Source organism: Corallococcus sp. CA054B, from assembly GCF_003611625.1.
GTDB classification, from domain to species: domain Bacteria; phylum Myxococcota; class Myxococcia; order Myxococcales; family Myxococcaceae; genus Corallococcus; species Corallococcus coralloides.
In genome coordinates, this window is sequence record NZ_RAVY01000005.1 from 1 (window position 1) to 20469 (window position 20469).

At 70.4% G+C, this 20469-nt stretch carries 20 protein-coding genes, 1 pseudogene and 1 CRISPR repeat array; of the genes and pseudogenes, 15 read left to right on the forward strand and 6 right to left on the reverse strand.

Translation table 11 applies throughout. The features are described from left to right. The first annotated feature begins 92 nt into the window (after positions 1-92). Genes D7V80_RS02095 through D7V80_RS02125 form a run of 7 tightly spaced genes read left to right on the forward strand, consistent with a single transcriptional unit; the run spans position 93 to position 6265 of the window. Complete coding sequence (locus tag D7V80_RS02095) at positions 93-431, forward strand: hypothetical protein (protein WP_147446962.1); 339 nt, start codon at positions 93-95, stop codon at positions 429-431. Next, positions 428-1474: a hypothetical protein gene (locus D7V80_RS02100; protein ID WP_147446963.1), complete on the forward strand. Its 1047-nt coding sequence runs from the start codon at positions 428-430 to the stop codon at positions 1472-1474. The genes D7V80_RS02095 and D7V80_RS02100 overlap by 4 nt, the downstream gene beginning before the upstream one ends. 23 nt (positions 1475-1497) lie before the next feature. Continuing rightward, positions 1498-1794 carry a TraR/DksA C4-type zinc finger protein gene (locus D7V80_RS02105; protein ID WP_120586549.1) on the forward strand — a complete coding sequence of 99 codons (297 nt, stop codon included), beginning with the start codon at positions 1498-1500 and terminating at the stop codon, positions 1792-1794. A 32-nt stretch (positions 1795-1826) separates the two neighbouring features. Beyond that, positions 1827-3215 carry a sigma-54 dependent transcriptional regulator gene (locus D7V80_RS02110; protein ID WP_120586550.1) on the forward strand — a complete coding sequence of 463 codons (1389 nt, stop codon included), beginning with the start codon at positions 1827-1829 and terminating at the stop codon, positions 3213-3215. 49 nt (positions 3216-3264) lie between these two features. Continuing rightward, positions 3265-4455 carry a sensor histidine kinase gene (locus tag D7V80_RS02115; protein WP_120586551.1) on the forward strand — a complete coding sequence of 397 codons (1191 nt, stop codon included), beginning with the start codon at positions 3265-3267 and terminating at the stop codon, positions 4453-4455. Beyond that, positions 4455-5156 carry a response regulator gene (locus D7V80_RS02120; RefSeq protein ID WP_120586552.1) on the forward strand — a complete coding sequence of 234 codons (702 nt, stop codon included), beginning with the start codon at positions 4455-4457 and terminating at the stop codon, positions 5154-5156. Before D7V80_RS02115 ends, D7V80_RS02120 begins: the two co-directional genes overlap by 1 nt. Continuing rightward, a complete protein-coding gene (locus D7V80_RS02125) occupies positions 5153-6265 on the forward strand; it encodes a hybrid sensor histidine kinase/response regulator (RefSeq protein ID WP_120586553.1) in 1113 nt (370 codons plus the stop codon). The genes D7V80_RS02120 and D7V80_RS02125 overlap by 4 nt, the downstream gene beginning before the upstream one ends. Before the next feature lie 6 nt (positions 6266-6271). Here the strand turns inward: D7V80_RS02125 and D7V80_RS02130 are convergent, their stop codons facing one another. Together D7V80_RS02130 and D7V80_RS02135 are read right to left on the reverse strand one after the other, a co-directional pair. Beyond that, positions 6272-6787, reverse strand: a complete 516-nt coding sequence (locus D7V80_RS02130) for a hypothetical protein (RefSeq protein ID WP_120586554.1) — start codon at positions 6785-6787, stop codon at positions 6272-6274. 84 nt (positions 6788-6871) lie between these two features. Beyond that, positions 6872-7828: a lytic transglycosylase domain-containing protein gene (locus tag D7V80_RS02135; protein ID WP_120586555.1), complete on the reverse strand. Its 957-nt coding sequence runs from the start codon at positions 7826-7828 to the stop codon at positions 6872-6874. A gap of 253 nt (positions 7829-8081) precedes the next feature. Between D7V80_RS02135 and D7V80_RS02140 the strand changes: the two genes are divergently transcribed. Then, positions 8082-9038 (forward strand): alpha/beta fold hydrolase, encoded by a 957-nt coding sequence (locus D7V80_RS02140; protein WP_120586556.1) that lies wholly within the window; start codon positions 8082-8084, stop codon positions 9036-9038. 86 nt (positions 9039-9124) lie between these two features. Here D7V80_RS02140 and D7V80_RS02145 read toward each other — a convergent pair. Next, positions 9125-9667, reverse strand: a pseudogene (locus tag D7V80_RS02145) (sensor histidine kinase); the annotation flags it as partial. A 76-nt stretch (positions 9668-9743) separates the two neighbouring features. Between D7V80_RS02145 and D7V80_RS02150 the strand changes: the two are divergent. Both D7V80_RS02150 and D7V80_RS02155 read left to right on the forward strand, forming a co-directional pair. Beyond that, positions 9744-10217, forward strand: coding sequence for a hypothetical protein (locus tag D7V80_RS02150; RefSeq protein WP_233585073.1), 474 nt, complete (start codon positions 9744-9746; stop codon positions 10215-10217). 111 nt (positions 10218-10328) lie between these two features. Next, positions 10329-11126 carry a DUF5995 family protein gene (locus D7V80_RS02155; protein ID WP_120586557.1) on the forward strand — a complete coding sequence of 266 codons (798 nt, stop codon included), beginning with the start codon at positions 10329-10331 and terminating at the stop codon, positions 11124-11126. Between the two features lie 25 nt (positions 11127-11151). Here D7V80_RS02155 and D7V80_RS02160 read toward each other — a convergent pair whose 3' ends face one another. Beyond that, positions 11152-11889, reverse strand: coding sequence for an SDR family oxidoreductase (locus tag D7V80_RS02160; protein ID WP_120586558.1), 738 nt, complete (start codon positions 11887-11889; stop codon positions 11152-11154). 147 nt (positions 11890-12036) lie between these two features. Here D7V80_RS02160 and D7V80_RS02165 point away from each other — a divergent pair, with 147 nt between their 5' ends. Then, complete coding sequence (locus D7V80_RS02165; protein ID WP_120586559.1) at positions 12037-12879, forward strand: AraC family transcriptional regulator; 843 nt, start codon at positions 12037-12039, stop codon at positions 12877-12879. 28 nt (positions 12880-12907) lie between these two features. Here D7V80_RS02165 and D7V80_RS02170 read toward each other — a convergent pair whose 3' ends face one another. Continuing rightward, positions 12908-13297 carry a VOC family protein gene (locus D7V80_RS02170; protein ID WP_120586560.1) on the reverse strand — a complete coding sequence of 130 codons (390 nt, stop codon included), beginning with the start codon at positions 13295-13297 and terminating at the stop codon, positions 12908-12910. Between the two features lie 5 nt (positions 13298-13302). After that, positions 13303-15417 (reverse strand): M3 family metallopeptidase, encoded by a 2115-nt coding sequence (locus D7V80_RS02175; RefSeq protein WP_233585074.1) that lies wholly within the window; start codon positions 15415-15417, stop codon positions 13303-13305. 64 nt (positions 15418-15481) lie between these two features. On the opposite strand from D7V80_RS02175, the gene D7V80_RS02180 reads away from it, so the two are divergent. The 4 genes from D7V80_RS02180 (at position 15482) to D7V80_RS02195 (ending at position 20418) form a co-directional block, all read left to right on the forward strand. Then, on the forward strand, positions 15482-15949 hold the full coding sequence (locus tag D7V80_RS02180; RefSeq protein WP_014394615.1) for an Lrp/AsnC family transcriptional regulator: 468 nt from the start codon (positions 15482-15484) through the stop codon (positions 15947-15949). Between the two features lie 89 nt (positions 15950-16038). Next, positions 16039-17343: an NAD(P)/FAD-dependent oxidoreductase gene (locus tag D7V80_RS02185; RefSeq protein ID WP_120586562.1), complete on the forward strand. Its 1305-nt coding sequence runs from the start codon at positions 16039-16041 to the stop codon at positions 17341-17343. A gap of 50 nt (positions 17344-17393) precedes the next feature. Further along, a CRISPR array of direct repeats spans positions 17394-17837; the repeat unit is 24 nt; unit sequence TGTCGGACAGTCGGACAGGTTGGG. 112 nt (positions 17838-17949) lie between these two features. Next, positions 17950-18909 carry a sigma-70 family RNA polymerase sigma factor gene (locus tag D7V80_RS02190; RefSeq protein ID WP_120565104.1) on the forward strand — a complete coding sequence of 320 codons (960 nt, stop codon included), beginning with the start codon at positions 17950-17952 and terminating at the stop codon, positions 18907-18909. A 150-nt stretch (positions 18910-19059) separates the two neighbouring features. Beyond that, positions 19060-20418, forward strand: a complete 1359-nt coding sequence (locus D7V80_RS02195; RefSeq protein ID WP_147446964.1) for a hypothetical protein — start codon at positions 19060-19062, stop codon at positions 20416-20418. Positions 20419-20469: the final 51 nt, after the last annotated feature.

A 20469-nucleotide genomic window follows, 5' to 3' on the forward strand; every position in this document is an offset into this window, starting at 1 on the left:
GCCCGGGACAACGGTGGCATGCATCCTGTAAAGCGACGGGGGTGGGTCGCGCGGCGTGGGGGGACCCGGGAACCGATACGGGAGGACACTCGATGAATGCCACGCGTGAAGAGACGGGCCGGCGGTTGCGCCAGCGGTGGCGGGCCCTGCTGGAGCTGAGGCGCAAGCACCGGGAGCTGTTGCGTGAAGTCACCGGCGCCGGGGCCCCGGAGTGGGTGGACCGCGCGATGGCCCTGGAGGAGACGCGGCTGCTCGACGCGCTCGACGCTCGCGAGGCGCGGGCCCTGGAGGCGCTGGAGCGCGCGCTGGAGCACCTTCCGGCGGACGGCCTGCCCCGGTGCGAGGGCTGCGGCGCCGTCATCGAGCCCGAGCGGATCCAGGCCGTGCCCGAGGCCCGGTGCTGCCCCTGGTGCATGGCGGGCGGACGATGAGCCCGCCTCCCAAGGCCCCGGTCGCCATCGGGTGGTTCGCGCTGGGGTACTTCGCCTGCTACCTGCCCTACAGCGCGCTGACGAAGGCGCTGAGCCTGGGCGCCCTGCCGGGGATGAGCGCGGGGCTGCCGGGCTTCGTGCTGCTGCCCTCCACGGCGCTGGCCACGCTCGCGGGGATGTTCGCGTACCTGACGTGGAGCGGCGCCTTCCAGCACGCGGGGCGCCGGCGCTTCGGGCCGGTGAGCCTGCCCTGGCCGGGGCGCTGGACCTTCCTGTCGGGCCTGTGCACCACGGGCATCATCGCCACCACCACGCTGGCCTACACCTTCGACGGGACCTCCATCGTCTTCATGATGCTGCTGATGCGCGGCGGCGTGCTGGTGCTCGCGCCGCTGGTGGACGCGGTGAGCGGCCGGAGCGTCGCGTGGCCCTCCCGTGTGGCGCTGGGGGTGAGCCTGGCCGCGCTGCTCGTCGCGACGGGGCCGGGCGCGGAGCCGCGCCTCTCCCTGGTGGCGGGGCTGGACTGGGCGGTGTACGTCGTCAGCTACTTCGTGCGGCTGCGCTTCATGAGCCGGCTGGCGAAGAACCACGTGCCCGGCGCGCGCGAGCGCTACTTCGTGGAGGAGCAGATGGTGGCCGCGCCCGCGCTCGTCGTCCTGCTCGCGCTGTGGGCCTTCGCGGGCGTGGGCGGCGCCGCGGAGCAGCTGCGCGAGGGCTTCACCGGGATGTTCACGCGGCCCACGCTGGCCGTGGAGCTGGCCGTGGGGCTCTTCTCCCAGGGCAGCGGCATCTTCGGGGGGCTGGTGCTGCTGGATGCGCGGGAGAACACCTTCACCGTGCCCATCAACCGCGCCTCCAGTGTGTTCGCGGGCGTGGGCGCGACGGCCGTCCTTTCGGCGTGGCTGGGGCTCTCCGGCGTGAGCGTCCGGGAGCTGGCGGGCGCCGCGCTGGTGACGGTGGCCGTCGCGGTGCTCGCGGCGCCGGGCGTGCTCGCGGCGCGGCGCAAGCGCTCCGCCTCCCTGTCACTTCCCCCGGCCTCCTGACGCCCGCGCGCAACGAGGACCCCATGCCCGCTGACTCCATCACGACCCTGGCGCTGCGGATGCTCCTGTCCCGCCGGGACGCGCTGCGTGCCTCGCGCGCGGGCGAGGCGGTGGCTGCCCGGCCGCCCGCGCGGGGAGCGTGCCTCCCGCCGCGCGAGCTGGAGGAGGTGGAGGCGGCGCTCGAGCGCATTGAGCAGGGCCGCTTCGGCGGCTGCGAGCGGTGCGGGGGCGCCATCGGCCGGCAGCGGCTGCTCGCCGTCCCGGAGGCGCGCTGCTGCCTGACGTGCGCGGACGCGCGGGCCCGGGACGCGAACGCATGAAGGCCCTGGATTCATGTCTGTTAAGCAGGGGCATGGCCCCAGAACGCATCCTGGTCGTGGATGACGAGGTGAACGCGCGGCGCGCCCTGGCCACCCTCCTGTCGGAGGAGGGCTACGAGGTCCGGGAGGCCGCGGACGGCGCGGAGGCGCTCGCCGCGCTCCCGGACTTCTCACCCGCGCTGGTGCTCACCGACGTGCGGATGCCGCGCATGGACGGCGTCACCCTGCTGCGCCGCGCGAAGGAGGACGGCAGCGACGCGGCCTTCGTGATGATGACGGCGTTCGCCACGGTGGAGGCGGCGGTGGAGGCCATGCGCCTGGGCGCGGAGAGCTACCTCACCAAGCCGCTGGATTTGAACGCCGTGCTCGTCGTGCTGGCCAAGGCGCTGGAGACGCGCCGGCTGAAGCAGGAGACGCGGCAGCTGCGGGAGCGGGTGGCGGAGCGCTTCCGCGTGGGCAACATCATCGGGGACGCGCCCGAGCTCCAGGGCGTGTATTCCCTCATCCACCAGGCGGCCCCCACGCGGGCCACGGTGCTCATCCTGGGGGAGAGCGGCACGGGCAAGGAGCTGGTGGCCCAGGCGCTGCACGAACTCAGCCCGCGCAAGGCGCGCCCCTTCGTCAAGGTGCACTGCGCGGCGCTCAGCGAGGGCCTGCTGGAGAGCGAGCTGTTCGGCCACGAGCGGGGGGCCTTCACCGGCGCCCTGGCGCGCAAGGAGGGCCGCTTCGAGCTGGCGGACGGGGGCACCCTGTTCCTGGACGAGATTGGAGAAATCTCCCCGGCCGTGCAGGTGAAGCTCCTGCGCGTGCTGCAGGGCCGTGAGTTCGAACGCGTGGGCGGCACGCAGACGTTGAAGGTGGACGTGCGCATCGTGGCGGCCACCCACCGCGACCTGGATGCGGAGGTGAAGGCGGGCCGCTTCCGCGAGGACCTCTACTACCGCCTCAACGTGGTGGCGGTGACGCTGCCGCCCCTGCGCCGGCGCAAGGCGGACATCCCCGCGCTGGTGAGCCACTTCATCGAGCGCTGCAACGGGGTCCATGGCAAGGCCGTGAAGGGGCTGGCGCCCGGCACCCTGGATGCGCTGATGAGCCACGACTGGCCGGGCAACATCCGCGAGCTGGAGAACGCGGTGGAGCGCGCCGTGGTGCTCGCGCGAGGAGAGGAACTCACGGCGGACGACCTGCCGCCCGTGCTGCGCGGCCCCCGCCCCAGCGCCGGGGGCTTCGACCGGCTCATCCCCGGCGCGACGCTCGCCGCCATCGAACGCGAGGCCATCCTCCGCACGCTGGAGATGGTGCAGGGCTCCACCACGCGCGCCGCGGAGGTGCTGGGCATCAGCGTGCGGAAGATCCAATACAAGCTCAAGGAGTACGGCGGCGGTGGCGCCGGCCCGGACGAGGAGCCGGCCGGGCCTTGAGGCCCCGCGCGCAAGGAAGGGATTCGCCATGGAAGCTGGACCTGGAGGCGTGACGGACGACATCCTGGAGGAGCTCCAGCGCTACGTGGGGTTCTCCACCGGCGACGGGGAGGCCCTGCGGGAGCTGCACCCCATCGCCTGCGCGCACTTCGAGCGCATCGCGGACGTCTTCTACCGGCGCATCCTCGAACACCCGGGGGCGCGCAAGGCGCTGGAGGGAGGCGAGAGCCGGGTGGGGCACCTCAAGGTGACCCTCCAGGACTGGATGGGGTCGCTGCTCCTGGGGCCGTGGGACGCGGCCTGGTTCGAGCGCCGCTGCCGCATCGGACGGGTGCACGTGCGCATCCACCTGCCGCAGCACTACATGTTTGGCGCCATGAACCTGCTGCGCCAGGAGCTGACGGCGGTGATGGAGGAGTCGCTGCGCGACGACCCCGCCCGGACCGCCCGCCTGGGCCGCGCGCTGGGGAAGATCCTCGACCTGGAGCTCGCCATCATGCTGCACACGTACCGCGAGGACCTGCTGGCCCAGGCGGCCCGGGCCGAGCGGCTGGCGACCTTCGGGCAGCTGGTGGGCTCCATCGGCCATGAGCTGCGCAACCCCCTGGGCGTCATCGAGACGTCGCTCTTCATCCTCAAGGGCCGCCTCGCCGCGGATGAGGACGCGCGCGTGCTCAAGCACCTGGACCGCATCGGGGAACAGGTGGGGGTCGCCAACCACATCATCACCAGCCTGCTGGACATGATCCGCTCCCGCCCGCTGGTCCGCGCGCCGCTGCGGCTCACGGAGGTCTGGACCTCCGCGCGCAAGGACGTCGCGCCGCCCCCTCGGGTGCGCGTGCGCGAGGAGGGCCTGGAGGCCCTGCCCCCGCTGGAGGGGGACGCGGTGCAGCTGCGGCAGGTCTTCGTGAACCTGCTGCAGAACGCGGTGCAGGCCCTGGGCGAGCGCGAAGGCGAGGTGCGGCTGACGGCGGACGTCCCGGAGGACGGGGCGCGGCGGGTCCGTCTGGTGCTGGAGGACAGCGGCCCGGGCCTGGACCCGGCCATCCGCGCGCGCGTCTTCGAGCCGCTGATGACCACGAAGGCGCGCGGGCTGGGGTTGGGCCTGGCGCTCGTGCGGCGCATCCTCGAACGGCATGGCGGCGGCATCGCGTACGCTCCCGCCGAAGCCGAAGCCGGAGCCGGGCCGGGAGGGGCCCGCTTCGTGGTGGAGCTTCCCCTGTCGCTGGAGCCTTCCTGATGGGCCGCTTCCTGTTGGTGGATGACAACAGGGCCTTCGCGGAGAACCTGGCGGAGATCCTGGAGGACGCAGGCCACTCGGCCACCGTGGTGGACGGGGGCGAGGCCGCGCTCCAGGCCGCGCGTGAGGTGCGCTACGACGTGCTCATCACCGACATGCGCATGGCCGGGATGAGCGGCGCCGCGCTGGTGCACCACCTGCGCCAGCGGGACCCGGGGCTCGCGGCCATCATCGTCACCGCGCACCCCGGCGAGGCCGAGCTCGCGCGAGCGCGCGCGGAGGGCGTGCTCGCGGTGCTGCCCAAGCCGGTGCCGGTGCCCGCGCTGATGACGCTGCTCACGCGGGCCCGCCGCGACGGGCTCGTCGTGCTGGTGGAGGACGACGTCCACCTCGCGGACAACCTCACGGAGGTGCTGCGCGAGCGCGGCTTCACGGCCGTGGTCGCGCGCTCGGTGCCTGACGTGGTGGGGCTGGAGTCCATCCACCCCTTCGCGGCGCTCGTGGACCTGCGCGTGCCGGGCGGCCCCGACGGCGAGGCGCTGCGCCGCGTGCAGGAGCGCTTCCCCGGCACCACCCCCTTCGTCGTCACGGCCTACCCGGCGGCGCTGCCCGCGGACTTCGAGGGCCGGTGGGTCCGCAAGCCCTTCGACACCGGGGCGCTGCTCGCCGCGCTGGAGCTCGTGCACGGAGAGCGCGCGTGACGGGGAGCGCGGGGGAGCGGCCCCGGGTGCTGGTGGTGGATGACAACGCGGCGTTCCTGGACAACATGAAGGAGCTGCTGGAGGACCAGGGCTACGTCGTCTCCAGCGCGACGAGCTGCGCGGGGGCGCTGGAGCGGGCGCCGGCGGGCTTCGACGTGGCGCTGGTGGACGTCCGGCTGCCGGACGGAGAGGGCTCGTGGCTCGCCCCCCGGCTCAAGGCGCTGGTGCCGGACGGAGAGGTGGTGCTGCTCACGGGCCTGGGCATGCTGGAGGCGGCGGTGGCCGCGGTGCACGCGGGGGCGTGCGCGTACCTCCTCAAGCCCTGCGCCACGCCGGAGCTGCTGGTGACCCTGGAGCAGGCGCTGCGCCAGGTGCGGCTGCACCGCGAGAAGCAGGCGCTGGCCCGGCGCGCGCAGGTGTCGGAGAAGCTGGCCGCGGTGGGCACGCTGACCGCGGGCCTGACGCATGAAATCCGCAACCCCCTCAACGCCGCGGGCCTGCAGCTCACCGTCCTGGAGCGGCGGGTGCGCAGGCTGGAGGAGGCCGTCCAGGGGCCGCTCCTGGAGCCGCTGCTGCTGGTGCGGGATGAAATCCGCCGCCTGGACCACATCCTGGAGGACTTCCTCCAGTTCGCCCGTCCCCGCGAGTTCAGGTCGGACGCCGTGGCGGTGGCGCCGCTGTTCGAGCGGGTGGGCAGCCTCCTGAGCTGGCAGGCCGAGCAGCGCGGCGTGACGCTGGAGGTGGAGCCGCCGGGCGCGTTGGAGGTGTGGGGGGAGGAGGAGCGGCTGCGGCAGGTGCTGCTGAACCTGGCGCTCAACGCGCTGGAGGCGACGCCGCCGGGAGGCCGGGTGCGCTTCAGCGCGAGCGCGCAAAGAGAAGAGGTGGCGCTCTTCGTGGATGACAGCGGGCCCGGCGTGCCGGTGCAGTCGCGGGGGAGGCTCTTCGAGCCCTTCTTCACGACGAAGGCGAGCGGCAGCGGGCTGGGGCTCTCCATCGTGCACGCCATCGTCACCCAGCACGGCGGCACCCTCCAGGTGGAGGATGGCCCGCTGGGCGGCGCGCGCCTCACCGTGCATCTGCCCGGAGCACCGGGGACCCAGGCGCGCTGACGCGGCTCATGGCGCGGGCGTCACGCCGACGGTCCGCGCCTTGCCGTCCTGGTCCACCTCCAGCTTGAGGCGCGGCGTCCCCTGGGCGTCGTGGATGACGATGCTCGCCACGCCATCCACCACGCCCATCGTGATGCGCTCCTTCCAGTCGTGCCGGAAGGTGACGGTGGGCTTTCCCTGCTCCAGGCCCATGCACATGGCCTCGTAGCCTTCCTCGCTGTCGAAGCAGAGCCCGCGGATGCCAATGGCGTCGAGCATCCCCAGCCCTCCAATCTCCTGCCCGGTGGGACTGAGGAACTGGAGGCCGTAGGCGGTGACGGCGCGCTTGAGGCCCTGGGGGTTGGGCATCGGCGCCGCGATGCGGATGCGCGTCTGGCCGTTCTCGTCGACGATGTTCAGCTCCCGGACGGAGAGGGACTCCGCGGGGCGGGTCGCGGCGGTGCCGCCAGCACACGCGCCCAGGACCAGCGCGGAGGAGGAAACGGCTGCCAGCACGAAGGGACGGAAGGAGGAGGAAGTCATGAGGGGGATCCTGGACGCCGGCTCCGCCTCTTTCCCCCGGGGGATGCCATCCTTCCGTCACGGGTGTGTCATGGGCACGGCGTCCTACGCGGGCAGCGTGCCCTGGCCGGTGGCCAGCGTGTTCATGAAGGACTTCACCTTCTGCACGTAGGTGGCGTCGCCGGTGCCGGCGGGGATGGCGTCCGGGTTGCTCTTGTCCACGCCGTTGGGGCCGGAGTTGTAGGCGCGCAGGGCCAGCTCATCGCTGCCGAACTGCGCCTTCATGTCCTTCATGTAGAAGGCGCCCGCCAGGATGTTGGTCTCCGGGTCGGAGAGGTTCTTGCCCTGGAGCTCCGGGTGCTTCGCCTGCAGCTCTCCGAAGGTGTTGGGGTTGACCTGCATCAGGCCCGTGTCCGTCAGGCCGTTGCCGCCGTTGGTGGAGACGGCCTCCAGGTTGCCGCGCGACTCCTGCCAGATCTGCGCGGCCAGCATCTCCGCCGGCATGCCCGTCTTGGCGGAGGCGGACTCGATGGCGCTCCGGAACTTCTCCAGCCCCGGGGGCAGGTTGCCGCCCAGCTTCGTGCCGCCGCTCGAGGACGAAGCCGAGGGCCCCACGACGCCCGTGTTGCCATTGGACGCCTGGGACTGCGCCGCCGCCGGCCCCACCACGCCGGTGTTGCCGTTGAGCGCCACGGGAGGACGCGCCGAGTCCTGCGGCGTGAAGCTGCTGTCGGAGAAGGGCTGCGAACCCGCGCCGCACCTGCCGCCCTGCGCGCCCTGGGCTCCGGAGAGCGCCTGCGCGCCGCCCGGCACGGCCTGCGCCACCAGCTGCACGATGGACGTCAGCGCGGACAGCGTGTCCTGGAGCAGCTTGCCCAGCTCCGCGCCCTTGCCAGAGCCGATGTCGAAGCCGTCCTTCTGGAATGCGGCGAGCCCCGGCTTCTGGGCCGAGGAGAACCCATCCACGCCCCCCGGGCGACCCGCGAGGCGGGGAGAGGCTGCGTCCTGCACCGGCATGCGGGACACGGGAGCGGAGGGGCTGCGGAGGGGCGAGATGGCCATGGCGGGGGACCTCGAAAGGGATTGGGTTTCGGTGAAGCGATGCAGGACCTCATAGCAGCCGGTGTGCCAGCTCCCATGGACCGAGCGGGCGCGGACAACCCATGGATTTCACTGGCCACGCGCAGCGGCGCTGGAGCCCGTGTGGGGCCTGTACCTGGTGACTCCCGTCACCGGCCCGATGCCCTCCGTCATCATCCGAACCCATCGTCACGCGTGGAATGACAGGGGGCCGCGCGTCGTGCAGAACGCTCCCATGGCCGACATCACCCACCGCAGCGTCCGGACGAATGGCATCCACCTGCACCTCGCCGAGGCCGGCCAGGGCCCGCTGGTCCTGCTCCTCCATGGCTGGCCGGAGTCCGGGTACTCGTGGCGCCACCAGCTCCGGGCGCTCGCGGACGCCGGCTACCACGCGGTCGCGCCCGACGTTCGCGGCTACGGCCAGAGCGACCGGCCCGAACCCATCGAGGCCTACAGCATGAAGCAGCTGATGGCGGACTTCGTGGGCCTGCTCGATGCGCTGGGGGAGAAGACCGCGGTGGTGGTGGGCCACGACTGGGGCGCGGCGATGGCGTGGACCTGCGCCGCGCTGCACCCGGACCGCTTCCGCGCCGTCGTGGGCATGAGCGTGCCGCACCTGGGCCGCACGCCCATGCCGCCGACCCAGCTCTTCCGGCACGTGTTCGGGGACAAGTGGTTCTACATCCTCTACTTCCAGGAGCCGGGCATCGCCGAGGCGGAGCTCGAAGCGGACATCCCGAGGACGCTCCGCATCACCCTGGGCGGCGCCCCCGGCTTCGACACGCAGGCCGAGGCCGTGAAGTCGCGCCGCCAGGGCGACGGCTTCCTCACCGGTCTCCAGGTGCCGGAGCCGCTGCCCGCGTGGCTCACGGAGGCGGACGTCGCGCACTTCGCGAAGGAGCTTACGCACAGCGGCTTTCGCGGCGGGCTCAATCGCTACCGCAACATGGACCGCGACTGGGAGGAGCTGCCCGAGCTGGCGACGGCCCTCATCCAGCAGCCCGCCCTCTTCATCACCGGGGAGAAGGACCCGGCCCGCGCCTTCGCTCCGCTGGACGCCATGAAGGCCCTGGTGCCGCGGCTCCAGGACGTGCTCGTCATTCCAGGCGCGGGCCACTGGATCCAACAGGAGCGCCCCGCGGAGGTGAACGCCGCCCTGCTGGCGTTCCTGAAGTCACTGCCCGCCTGAGTCCCCGTGCCGGGGCAGGCGCACGGTGAACGTGGTGCCTTGCTTGAGGTTGGAGGTGTGGAGTCCACCTCCGACGTCGCGCGCTGGAGGGGTTCGAAGATGCCGGGAAGCTTCTCCGGGGGGATGGGCGTGCCCTGGTTGTGCACGGACAGGCACACCCAGCCGTCCTCGCCCCGGGTCGTCACCTGCACCGGGCTCGCTTCGGGGCTGTACTTGATGGCGTTGGTGACCAGGTTCTGCACCACCTGGGCAATCCGCTCGGAGTCCCACACTCCCCTCGCGTCGCCCCGCTCCTGCACCCGCAGGGTGCGGCCGGGGTGCGCCGCGTCCACCTGATCCAGCACCTGCCGGGCCACCGGGTTCAGGTCCGACGCTCGGGGCGCGATGGGGATGCCCCCGCCCAGCCGGGCCTGGGTGAAGTCCAGCAGGTCCCCCACGAGCCGCACCGCGCGGTGCACGGCGGACTGGATGCGCAGCACGGACTGGGCGGTGCGCGCGTCGAGCTCGTCGCGGCGGGCCATGGCGCTCACCGTCAGGTGGATGGCATTGAGCGGCGTGCGCAGGTCATGGCTGACGATGCCGATGAACTGCTGCTCGAAGTTGACGCGGTCCTGGAGCTGCTGGGTCAGGACGCCGCGCGTTGGTGAGCTCTCACCGCGTCCGTGGCGTCAGCCGGCGGCGATTGACGCGTTCATCAGCTTCATCGTGGCGAACTACCGCGTGGACACGACGCGCATCTACCTGACGGGTATCAGCTTCGGTGGCTACGGCGCCTGGCAGTACGCGTACACGTATGGGAGCCGTCTGGCGGCGCTGGCGCCCATGGCCACCAACATCGGCGCGCCGGGGCCCACCATCACCCAGCTGAAGAACGTGCCGGTGTGGGCGGTGCACTCGTTCGCGGACGGCAGCTCGCTCTCGGCTGAGACCTCATGGCTGACGGGCGTGACGAAGAACCAAGGCCTGTTCCAGCCGATCCAGGTGACCGCACCGACCCAGAAGGTGACGTACCTGTTCCCGGGCGCCAGCAGCCCCGTGTGGACGTTGCAGCCCGGCGTGGTGGCCACCGGGAGTGACATCGCGCGCCTCACCGTGCTGCCCGGCGGTGTGCACGACTGCTGGACGCAGCAGTACGACAACCATGCGTTCTGGGATTGGCTCCTCGCCCAGCACCGCTAGTTCTTCCGGGTCGCGGCCGTGAGGATGTGTCGGGGCAGGGGGCGCTTGCCCTACGGGTGAAAGCGCACCCGGTTGCAGGGGCCTCTCAATTCCTCTCTAGTTCCTGGCACCATGGCCCTGAACGTCGCAGTTCCCCTTGCTCCGTCCGCGACTCCGGCTCCTCCCACGACCATTGATGAGGTCATCACGCAGGAGAATGACATCATCGACCAGTCATTGCGGACGCACGACCGCATTGGCTACTTCACCGCGCTCTACGAGCGGGTGACGGTCGACGTTCGGAGGGCGATCATCGCGGGCAATGTCTTCAAGGACAACGAGCGGATGGGGAGGCTGGATGTCGTCTTCGCCAACCGCTTCCTGGCGGCGTGGAATGCCTATTCCTCCGGCGGCACGCTGACGAAGTCCTGGCAGCTGGCATTCGATTCGCTGAAGGACGACTCGCCGTTGATCATTCAGCACCTGCTGCTGGGAATGAACGCGCACATCAACCTGGACCTGGGCATCGCGGCGGCCACGGTGGCGCCGGGGAGCGAGCTCGCGTCGTTGAAGCAGGACTTTGATAGCATCAACGGTCTGCTGGCGCGGCTGGTCTCGGTGGTGGAAGTGGAGCTGGGAGAGGTGTCACCGCGCCTGAAGCAGCTGGAGGCCATCAGTCCGGAAGGGGAGGACCTGGTCTTCAACTTCGCGATGGATGTGGCCCGGAAAAAGGCCTGGGAGCTGGCGCAGTTGCTCGCGCCGCTGCCCCAGGACCAGTGGGCCCCGCACATCGCGGAGCGCGATCAGTCCGTGCACGATCTGGGCAATCTCATCCTCCACCCCGGCTTCCTGGTGGATGGGCTGCTTGAGTGGATCCGCGCGAAAGAGAACAAGGACATCGCCTACAACATCCAGGTGATTGGCGGGTAGCCGGCCCCTCAACCCCAGAGCCCGCTCAGTCCTGCGCCGTGGGACGGACAATCACCTCGCCCACGTCCACGTCGGCGGGCTGCTCGATGGCGTAGGCCATGGCGCGGGCAATCGCATCCGGCGAAATCGCGAGCTTGTCCCGGACCTCCTCGAACCGGGCCCGGAGCTCCCGATTCTTCACGTGCTCGAGGAAGTTCGTCCGGGTCATCCCTGGCGAGATGACCGTCACCCGCAGCCTGGGGCCCGCCTCCTGGCGCAGGCCCTCGGAGATGGCTCGCACGGCGAACTTCGTCCCGGCGTAGACCGCCTGGCCGGGCACGATCCGGTGCGCCGAGGTCGACGCGGTGTTGATGAAGTGCCCGAAGCCCTGCTGGCGGAAGACCGGCAGCGCCGCGGCGATGCCGTACAGCACTCCCTTGATGTTGGTGTCGACCAACTCCTCCCAGTCGTCAATGCGCAGGTCGTCCAGCGGAGAGGTCGCCAGGCTGCCCGCGTTGTTGATGAGCACGTCCAGCCTGCCAAACCGCTCACAGGCCAGGCGGACGAGCCCGGCGACGTCCTCGCGCCGTCTCACGTCGGTCCGTGCGCAGAGGGCCTCCCCTCCTGCCTTCGTGATGCGCTCCACCACTGGCTCCAGCCGCTCCAACCGACGCGCGCCAAGGACGACCTTTGCTCCACGCCCGGCGAGCAGCAGCGCCGCCGCTTCGCCAATGCCGCTGCTGGCTCCGGTGATGGCAATGACCTTGTCCTGGATGCCTGACATGACGCCTCCCTGCCCGGCCAGGTGAGGGCCGGGCCTGCAATGCAAGACGTAGCCATGCCGGGGCACGCCGGGCTTGGACGTTGTTGACATGGCGTGCAGGTCAACTTCGCCCAAGCCAGGGGGAAGGCTCATCCCTAGAATCCAACCGTGCCCGCGCTCCATCACGCCGTCGTGGATGGCCCCTTGTCCATCCAGACCTTCCTGTTCCCGGAACTGCCGGGCTTGCGACTGGTGCGCTACCGGACCGACGGACGGCTGCTGCGCTCCGTGAAGGAACGCTTCTCCGTGATGGTGACGCAGCGGGGACACTCGGAGTGGTGGGGGCGGGGCAAGGTCCATGCCTCCTCGCCCCGAACGGTCGACCTCAAGCAGATGGGCGAGGTGCACCGGGACCTGCGCCGTGACGGACCTGCCCGGTTCCAGGTCATCGCCTTCGATGAGTCCCTCATCGCCGAGGCCCGCGAGGCGCTGGGCGCGCCGGCCTCCGCCCGGCTTCGCCAGCTCCAACTCGAAACGACGCAGCCCGTGGCGGCCGCCTTCGTGCGCCTCCACGCCGTGCTGGATGCGGGCCTGGAGGGACGCTCCACCTCCCTCGCGCTCCAGACGGCCCTGGCCGAAGCCCTCTCCTCGCTGGTCGGATGTCTGGACCATTCAAGCGCATTGGAGCGGCGCTACCGCTGGCCCATCCGGCGCGTGGTGGAGGCCCTGCACGAAGCCATTCCGGAGGGCATCACCCTGGAGTCGCTGGCCCAGCAGGTGGGCTGGAACCGGTTCCACCTGTGCCGCGCCTTCCGCGAGGAATTGGGCATGCCTCCGCACGCATACCTCACCCACCTGCGCGTCTCGCGAGCCCAGCGGCTGCTGTCTCAGGGACTGGCACCCGCGGAGGTCGCGCTCCAGGTCGGGCTCTGTGACCAGAGTCAGCTCAACCGGCACTTCAAGCGCATCGTCGGCATCACTCCGGGACAGTTCGCGCGCGCCGTGCAGTGAGGCCGCCGTCACAGGGCCTGGGGCGCCTCTAGCGAGAAGGCTCCCGGAAGACCGCTTCGATGTTGTTGCCGTCCGGGTCCAGCACGAAGGCGGCGTAGTAACCGGCGGGATAGCCTGTCTCGACGCCGCGCAGCCCGGGCGGCCCGTTGTCGGTTCCGCCCGCCGCCACCGCGGCCGCGTGGAAGGCGTCGACCTGGGCGCGGCTCGTGGCGGCGAAGGCCGTGTGTTGCTTCACGCCATGGGGATGGAAGCGATCGATCCAGAAGATGGGGAAGTCCCGGCCATAGCCGATGCCATCCGCCCCGGTGTCCGCCGGAAGCTGGATGGCACGGCGAAGGCCGAGCGCTCCCAATGCCGCGTCGTAGAAGGCCGCCGAGCGGGCCACGTCCGCGACGCCGATGCCGGTGTGATCGATCATGGTCCTCAGTGTATGGGCGCGAAGCCTCGCTCGCGCATCAGGGCGTCGAGGCTCGCGTCCTTTCCGCGAAACTTCCGGTAGCCCTCGAAGGGGTCGACGGTGTTGCCCACTGAAAGCACGTGCTCGCGCAGCCGCGCGGCCACCTTCGCGTCGTAGGCACCACCGGCTTCCTGGAAGGCCTCGAAGGCGTCCGAAGCCAGCATGTCCGCCCAGAGGTAGCGGTAGTAGCCCGCCGCATAGGCGTTGCTGGCGAAGACGTGCCCGAAATGGGGCATGCGGAAGCGCATGCCGACCTCCATGGGCGCGCCGAGCTGGCGGAGCACGTCGCGCTCGAAGGCGTCGGGGTCGATTCGCTTCGCTCCCGCCAGATGCATCTTCATCTCCACCAGCGCGGAGGTGAGGAAGTCCACGGTGTAGAAGCCCTGGTTGAACGTCGCCGCCTTCTGGATGCGGGCCACGAGCGCCTGGGGCATGGGCTGTCCCGTCGTGTGGTGCACCGCGAAGCGGCTCAGCACCTCCGGCGTGGCGAGCCAGTGCTCGAACAGCTTGGAGGGGAACTCCGCGTAGTCGCTCACCACGCGGCCCCCACCGAGCGACGGATACGTCACGTCCCCGCTCAGCGTGTGCAGCGCGTGGCCGAACTCGTGGAACAGCGTCTGCGCGTCGCGCCAGCCGAGCAGCGCGGGGCTCCCCGCTCCCGGCTTCACGAACGGCATGCTGATGGCCACCAGGGCCGGCACCTCGCCCCGGAAGCGCTCCTGGACGCGGTACGTCTCCGTCTGCCCGCCGTTGTACTTGCCCTCGCGCGCGTAGGGGTCGAAGTAGAGGAGCCCGCGCTCCCGGCCGCTCTCCCGGTCCTTCACCGCGAAGACGCGCACGTCCGGGTGATAGACGGGCACGTCCGGCGCGGGCGTGAAGGTGTAGCCGAAGAGCTGTCCCGCCACCCAGAACATGCCCTCGCGCAGGGTCTCCAGCTGGAGGTAGGGCTTCACCTCGCTGTCGTCGAAGTCATACGCCTGCTTGCGCACCTTCTCCGCGTAGTAGCGGTAGTCCCACGGGGCGATGGGCTCCTGCTGACCCTGGCTTCGGGCAATGGCAGTCATCGCGGTGACCTCTTCGCGCACGCGCGCGACCGCGGGCGTCCACATCGTCTCCAGCAGCTTCATCGCGCGCTCGGGCGTCTTCACCATCGCGCGCTGGAGCTGCCGGTGCGCGTGGGTGGGGAAGCCCATGAGCTTCGCCTGCTCCGCGCGCGCCGCGAGGATCCGCGTGATGATGGCATTGTTGTCATGCGCGTCGCCGTGGTCGCCGCGGCTGTCGTAGTTGCGCCAGACCTTCTCGCGCAGCTCCCGTCGCTCCGAATACGTGAGGAAGTCCGCCACCACCGAGCGGGTGTTCGCCACGGCCCACTTCCCCGGCTGCCCGCGCGCCGTGGCCTCGGCCGCCGCGGCCTTTCGCAGCGGCTCCGGCAGGCCCGCCAGGTCCGCCTCGTTCTCCAGGAGGGTGTAGCGCTTCTCGTCGGCGAGCACGTTCTGGTTGAACGTCGTGTAGAGCGTGGCGAGCCGTTGGTTGAGCGCGGCCATCCGCTTCGCGCCCGCCGCGTCCAGGAGGGCGCCCGAGCGCACGAAGTCGTCGTAGTAGTACGCCACCAGGCGCTGCTGCTCCGGCGTCAGCTTCGCCTTCGCGGCCGAGTCCCGGACCGCCTTGATGCGGCGGAAGAGCTTCCGGTTCTGGGGTTCCTCATCCCAGAACGCAGACAGCCGGGGCGCCAGCTCGCGCTCCACGGCCTGGTACTCCGGTGAACTCACGAACGAGGACCACGCGTTGTAGACCTCGTAGACGCGATTGAACGTCCGTCCCGAGTCCTGGTACGCGGCGACGGTGTTTTCGAAGGTGGGAGGCTCCTTCGAGTCCGCGATGGCGGCGACTTCGTTCCTCGCCTGTGCCATGGCGGCTTCGAGCGCCGGAGCGAAATCCTCCACCCGCGCGCGGTCGAACGGCGGGACGCCCCCATATGGCCCCGACCAGGGCGCGAGCAGGGCATCCGGCGACGAAGCGGGGGCCGCGAAGGCCGTGCCCGCCAGGAGGACGAGGCATGCTGCGATTCTGTGTCGTGGCATGCGGACAGAATACGAGCCAGGATTATGCGGCATCCATCGAATGGAATTCGCCCAGGAGCCTCGGATGGCGGCACTCGACCGAATTGATCGCGTGATTCTGGAGGCCCTCCAGAACAATGCACGGCTGTCCAACAAGGAATTGGCCGCGAAGGTGGGGCTGGCCCCATCGTCGTGCCTCGCGCGGGTGAAGCGGCTGGAGACGGATGGGGTCATCCGCTCCTATCGGGCGGAGCTGGATCCGCGCCCGCTGGGGCTGGGGCTCCAGGCGCTCATCGGCGTGCAGCTCCGGCTCCACGTGGGAGAGCACTTCGGCAGCATCGGAGACCACCTGCGCTCGCTGCCGGAGACGGTGGCTGTCTATTGCCTGGGCGGCACGACGGACTTCCTGGTGCACGTCGTGTGTCGGGACACCGAACACCTGCGCGTGCTCACCATCCAGTCCTTCACCAGCCGCCCGGAGGTGAGCCGCATCGAGACGTCGCTGGTGTTCTCCTTCGCGCGCTCGGGGCTGCCGGTCGACCGCGGCGCCTGATGAGGCCGGCGCTGTAACCTTTTTTCGTCCTCGTTCGTGGAGGCCGTTGGATGCCCGGAATGCGCCGGGCGCCGGGACGGAGGACGGACATGCAGGCGACGAAGGTGGCCGTGGTGGGCGGGGGACTGGGCGGGCTCACGGCGGCGGCGCTGCTCGCGCGCGGCGGCTGCGAGGTGACGGTGTACGAGCGCTCCAAGCACCTGGGAGGGCGGGCGAGGACGACGGAGGTGGAGGGCTTCCGCTTCAACCTGGGACCGCATGCCCTGTACCGGGCGGGCGCGGCGTTTCGGGTGCTGGAGCGCCTGGGCGTGAAGCCCACGGGAGGCGTTCCGAATCAGACGGGCTCCCATGCGCTGGTCGGCGGCCGGCTGCACACGCTGCCTCGGGGCGCCGTGACATTGATGACGACGGACGTGCTGTCGCTCGCCTCGAAGCTGGAGGTGGCGAAGCTGCTGGCGGGGCTGGCCCGTATCGACACAAAGCCGTTGGGGTCCATGTCGATGCGCGAGTGGCTGGAGACGCACCTGACGCGCAAGGACAGCCGGGCGCTCGTCGGGGCGCTGATCCGCGTGTCCTCGTACTGCGCGGACTTCGAAGCGCTCAGCGCGGAGGCGGGGCTGAAGCAGCTCCAGTGCGCGACCGCCGCGAACGTGCTGTACGTGGACGGAGGCTGGAGCACCCTGGTGGACGCGGTGGAGCGGCTGGGACGCGACGCGGGCGCCCGGCTGGAGCTGTCCGCGCGAGTGGAAGCCGTCGTCCTCCAGGAAGGGGGCAAGCGGGTTGAAGGCGTGCGGCTCGCGGACGGCACGGTGCACCGCGCGGACGCGGTGGTGATGGCGGGGAGCCCCGCGGACGTGGCGGCGCTCATGCCGGGAGACGCGGTGCTCGCGCGGGAGGCGCGGGAGGCGGTGCCCATCCAGGCGGCGACGTTGGAGCTGGGACTGTCGGCCCTGCCGAGACCGGATGCGCTGTTCGCGCTGGGGCTGGATGGGCCCTGGTACGCGTCTGTGCATTCGGCCTCCGCGAAGCTGGCCCCGGACGGGGGCGCGATGGTGCACGTGGCGAAGTACCTGGGCGGCGCGGACACGGAGGCGAGCGAAGCGGCGCTGGAGGCCGTGATGGACGCGCTCCAGCCAGGATGGCGCGCGAAGGTGGTGGCGCGGCGCTACCGGCCCTCGCTCGCCGTCAGCGCCGGGTTGCCCCGGGCCGTGAACGGCGGGCTGACCGGACGCCCCGCCGTGGAGGTCCCGCACGTGGGCGGACTGTTCCGGGTCGGCGACTGGGTGGGCGCGGAGGGCATGCTCGCGGACGCATCCCTGGCGAGCGCCGAGGCCGTGGAGCAAGCCCTGGTGCGACGCACCGAGACGTTCCAGCGCCACGCGGCGGGAGCTTGAGGCCGATGGGATACAGGCCAGGAGCCCCTCCCCTGCGCCGCAGAGCAAAAACGTGTCGGACAGTCGGACAGGTTGGGAGGACCGTGGCAGGCCCCCCGCGCTGCCCCGGGGCAGCTGGAAAACCTGTCGGACAGTCGGACAGGTTGGGAGGACCTCAGCTGGAAGCTCCTGTTCCATCCCGACGGCGGAGGCCTGTCGGACAGTCGGACAGGTTGGGAGGACCGTGACCGGGTCCTCGGCGCTGGCTCCTGGGAGCGGAAACCTGTCGGACAGTCGGACCGGCTTTAGGGGACCAGGCGGAACCCGTGATGACTCCAGTTGGCGGCGACCTGTCGGACAGTCGGACAGGTTGGGGGGCCTTGGCGGGGCTCCCGGGCTTTGGCTCCGGACTGCGGAAACTTGTCGGACAGTCGGACAGGTTGGGGGACCTTGGCGGGGCTCCCGGGCTTTGGCTGCGGACCTTGGAAACTTGTCCGACAGTCGGACAGGTTTGGCTTGGTCCGGGCCCGGAGGGGCACGGCTTGGAGGTTCGGGGGATTGGGGTACCCACCATTGCGGTGCTCCAGTGATGCTCCTGGATTCTTGGAACGTGAGGGCTTGACCGGGATGGATTCACAGGCGCGAGGAGCACTGGGGCAGGCCGCACGCGAGCACGAGCGCTTCCTCTGGGGGCTCTGCTACCGGATGACCGGCGTGGCGGCGGATGCGGATGACCTGGTGCAGGACGTCTATGCGCGCGCGCTCGCGACGCCTCCGGAGCGTCTGGACACCCTGCGCCCCTGGTTGACCCGCGTGGCGGTGAACCTGGCGCGAGACCACCTGCGCCGCCGCCGCCGCGAGGGCTACGTCGGTCCCTGGCTGCCTTCGCCGGTGGAGACGGGCGACGAGGAAGTCCTACCCGCTGTGGAGGCACGCCTTCCGGGCGGCGGCTCGACGGAGGGGCGCTACGAACTGCTGGAGAGCGTGTCCTTCGCCTTCCTGCTGGCGCTGGAGGCCCTGTCACCCAAGCAGCGGGCGGTGCTGCTGCTGCGTGATGTCTTTGATTACTCGGTGCTGGAAGTGGCCGAGGCGCTGCGCATGAGCGAAGCGAACGTGAAGGTGGTGCACCACCGCGCGCGGGCGGTGATGGCCGCGTATGACCAGTCACGTTGCGTGCCCACTCGCGACGTGCAGGCTCGCACGCGGGCTTCGCTGGAGGCCTTCCTGGGTGCGCTGGTGACGGGAGACGTGGCTGCCGCGGAGGCGCTGCTGGCCTCGGATGTGCGTGCGCTGTCGGATGGTGGCGGAAAGGTGCGCGCGGCCCTGGTGCCCATCGTGGGCCCCCAGCGCGTCATCCTCTTCATGCGCCGGCTGATGGAGATGCGGGGGCCTCCAGTGGCATGGGAGGCGCGGATGCTCAACGGCCTGCCCGCCGTGGTGGCGGTGTTCCATCCGGGGGCGGATCCGATGCTGGCCCTGAACATGGTGCTTCGCGTGGACCTGGACTCCAGCGGACGCATCCATGCGCTGCATTCTGTGTTGGTGGACCGGAAGCTCATGGGGGTGCGCATGCCCGTGCCGGAATGACACGGACTTCGTGGAAAAATGGTCCTGATAAAACTTTCACAGAGCGTATCCGTTTGAGCGCACTCCCCGGGAGAGGCGAGCAGGGCTCGCCACGTCCATCTGAGAGGAACTCGAATGTCGATGCGGAAGGTGTGGGGCCCACGGATTCTGATGTTGGGTGGTCTGACGTTGCTCGCCGGTTGCGGCCGTGAGCCCCGCCCCGTGGAGGTCATCCAATCCCGGGGAGCTGAAGGCGTTGCGCTGTTGATTGAGCGGGAGGACGGCGCGGGCCCCTACGTCGAAAGCACGGCGGAGCGCTTCCGGGTCGTCGCTTCGGGCGAAGTCATCAAGTCCGTGCGCTGGAGCGTCAACGCGGGTGTCGTCGAGCCTTCCAACGAGCGGGTCACCTGGACGCTGCCCACGGCGGGGACGGCATCCCTGTCCGTCACCGTCGAGACGGAATCCGGCAAGACAGCCGAGAGCTCGTTCCAGTTCAATGTCGTGGCCGCGCCGCTCGCGTCCAACTCCGCCATCGACACGAGGCCGGATGTCACCGGCAGCAGCTGCGACATCGCGTTCGACAGCACGGGCAATGGGCACGTCATCTACACGAACGACACCCACAACAGCCTGTGGTACGCGAGCTGGGACGGCACGTCCTGGACGACGGAGCAGATTGACGGTCCCGGCTTCAACAACGGGGGCGTCTTCGTCGTGAAGAGCCAGCTGGTCGTCGACCCTGTCACGGGCACGCCGCACGTCGCCTACTCCAAGGGAACCGGCAACATCACCAACACGGCGACGCGGGTGGGCTATGCCACGCGCGTCAATGGCGCCTGGGTTCGGGAGGAGGTCGACTCATCGGTGGTGATGCGCTTCAGCATCGCGCTCAACCCGGCGCAGGCGCAGCAGCCGGTCATCGTCTTCACCTCCAACCCTTCGGCGGGCGTCAAGGTTGCGACCCGGACGGCGGCGAACACGTGGTCTACCGTGACGCCCTCCACCAGCATCCATGCGCTCACGAGCGACGCCCTCTTCGACGCGGCCGGAGCGCTGCACTTCATCACGCACCAGTCCGCGAGCGGCTACGTCAACCAGTACCTGCAAGTCCTCCGGGGTTCGGCCCTGGAGTCCTTCGCGCTGAAGACCAGCACCTCCGCGCCCTGGCTCGCGACGGCCTGGGGGCCGGACTCGCACTTCCTGGCGCTCTCCAACAACATTTCCGAAGGCGAATGGAACGCCATCGAGGACATCACGGTCGGGACGCCTGCCGCGTCCAGCACCCGGAGGGTCTCGACGGTGGATTACAAGTACACCTCGTCGGCCCTGGCCTACGGCGGAGGCAAGCCGGTCGTCGTCCTGCGCAATGGGACGGCGCTGACGCTCGGAACGACGGACGCGCAGGGTTTCTGGACGTACACGCAGCTGGGAACGGTGGAGGACAACAGCCGTCCGAGCGTGGCGATCCGTCCCACGGATGGCGTGCCGCATGTCTGCTACCAACGGGACGGCAAGGTGACCTTCCAGTAGGCCGGTCCACCTCCGGATTGCCCCAAGGGGTGAAGCCCCTGTCCAAGCGCT

Excerpts from the sequence above, each read along its gene's own strand:
- D7V80_RS02095 (WP_147446962.1), top strand. The coding sequence starts at position 93 with ATGAATGCCACGCGTGAAGAGACGGGCCGGCGGTTGCGCCAGCGGTGG.
- D7V80_RS02100 (WP_147446963.1), top strand. The coding sequence starts at position 428 with ATGAGCCCGCCTCCCAAGGCCCCGGTCGCCATCGGGTGGTTCGCGCTG.
- D7V80_RS02105 (WP_120586549.1), top strand. The coding sequence starts at position 1,498 with ATGCCCGCTGACTCCATCACGACCCTGGCGCTGCGGATGCTCCTGTCC.
- D7V80_RS02110 (WP_120586550.1), top strand. The coding sequence starts at position 1,827 with ATGGCCCCAGAACGCATCCTGGTCGTGGATGACGAGGTGAACGCGCGG.
- D7V80_RS02120 (WP_120586552.1), top strand. The coding sequence starts at position 4,455 with ATGGGCCGCTTCCTGTTGGTGGATGACAACAGGGCCTTCGCGGAGAAC.
- D7V80_RS02130 (WP_120586554.1), bottom strand. The coding sequence starts at position 6,787 with ATGACTTCCTCCTCCTTCCGTCCCTTCGTGCTGGCAGCCGTTTCCTCC.
- D7V80_RS02135 (WP_120586555.1), bottom strand. The coding sequence starts at position 7,828 with ATGGCCATCTCGCCCCTCCGCAGCCCCTCCGCTCCCGTGTCCCGCATG.
- D7V80_RS02140 (WP_120586556.1), top strand. The coding sequence starts at position 8,082 with ATGGCCGACATCACCCACCGCAGCGTCCGGACGAATGGCATCCACCTG.
- D7V80_RS02155 (WP_120586557.1), top strand. The coding sequence starts at position 10,329 with ATGGCCCTGAACGTCGCAGTTCCCCTTGCTCCGTCCGCGACTCCGGCT.
- D7V80_RS02160 (WP_120586558.1), bottom strand. The coding sequence starts at position 11,889 with ATGTCAGGCATCCAGGACAAGGTCATTGCCATCACCGGAGCCAGCAGC.
- D7V80_RS02170 (WP_120586560.1), bottom strand. The coding sequence starts at position 13,297 with ATGATCGATCACACCGGCATCGGCGTCGCGGACGTGGCCCGCTCGGCG.
- D7V80_RS02175 (WP_233585074.1), bottom strand. The coding sequence starts at position 15,417 with ATGCCACGACACAGAATCGCAGCATGCCTCGTCCTCCTGGCGGGCACG.
- D7V80_RS02180 (WP_014394615.1), top strand. The coding sequence starts at position 15,482 with ATGGCGGCACTCGACCGAATTGATCGCGTGATTCTGGAGGCCCTCCAG.
- D7V80_RS02185 (WP_120586562.1), top strand. The coding sequence starts at position 16,039 with ATGCAGGCGACGAAGGTGGCCGTGGTGGGCGGGGGACTGGGCGGGCTC.
- D7V80_RS02190 (WP_120565104.1), top strand. The coding sequence starts at position 17,950 with ATGGATTCACAGGCGCGAGGAGCACTGGGGCAGGCCGCACGCGAGCAC.
- D7V80_RS02195 (WP_147446964.1), top strand. The coding sequence starts at position 19,060 with ATGTTGGGTGGTCTGACGTTGCTCGCCGGTTGCGGCCGTGAGCCCCGC.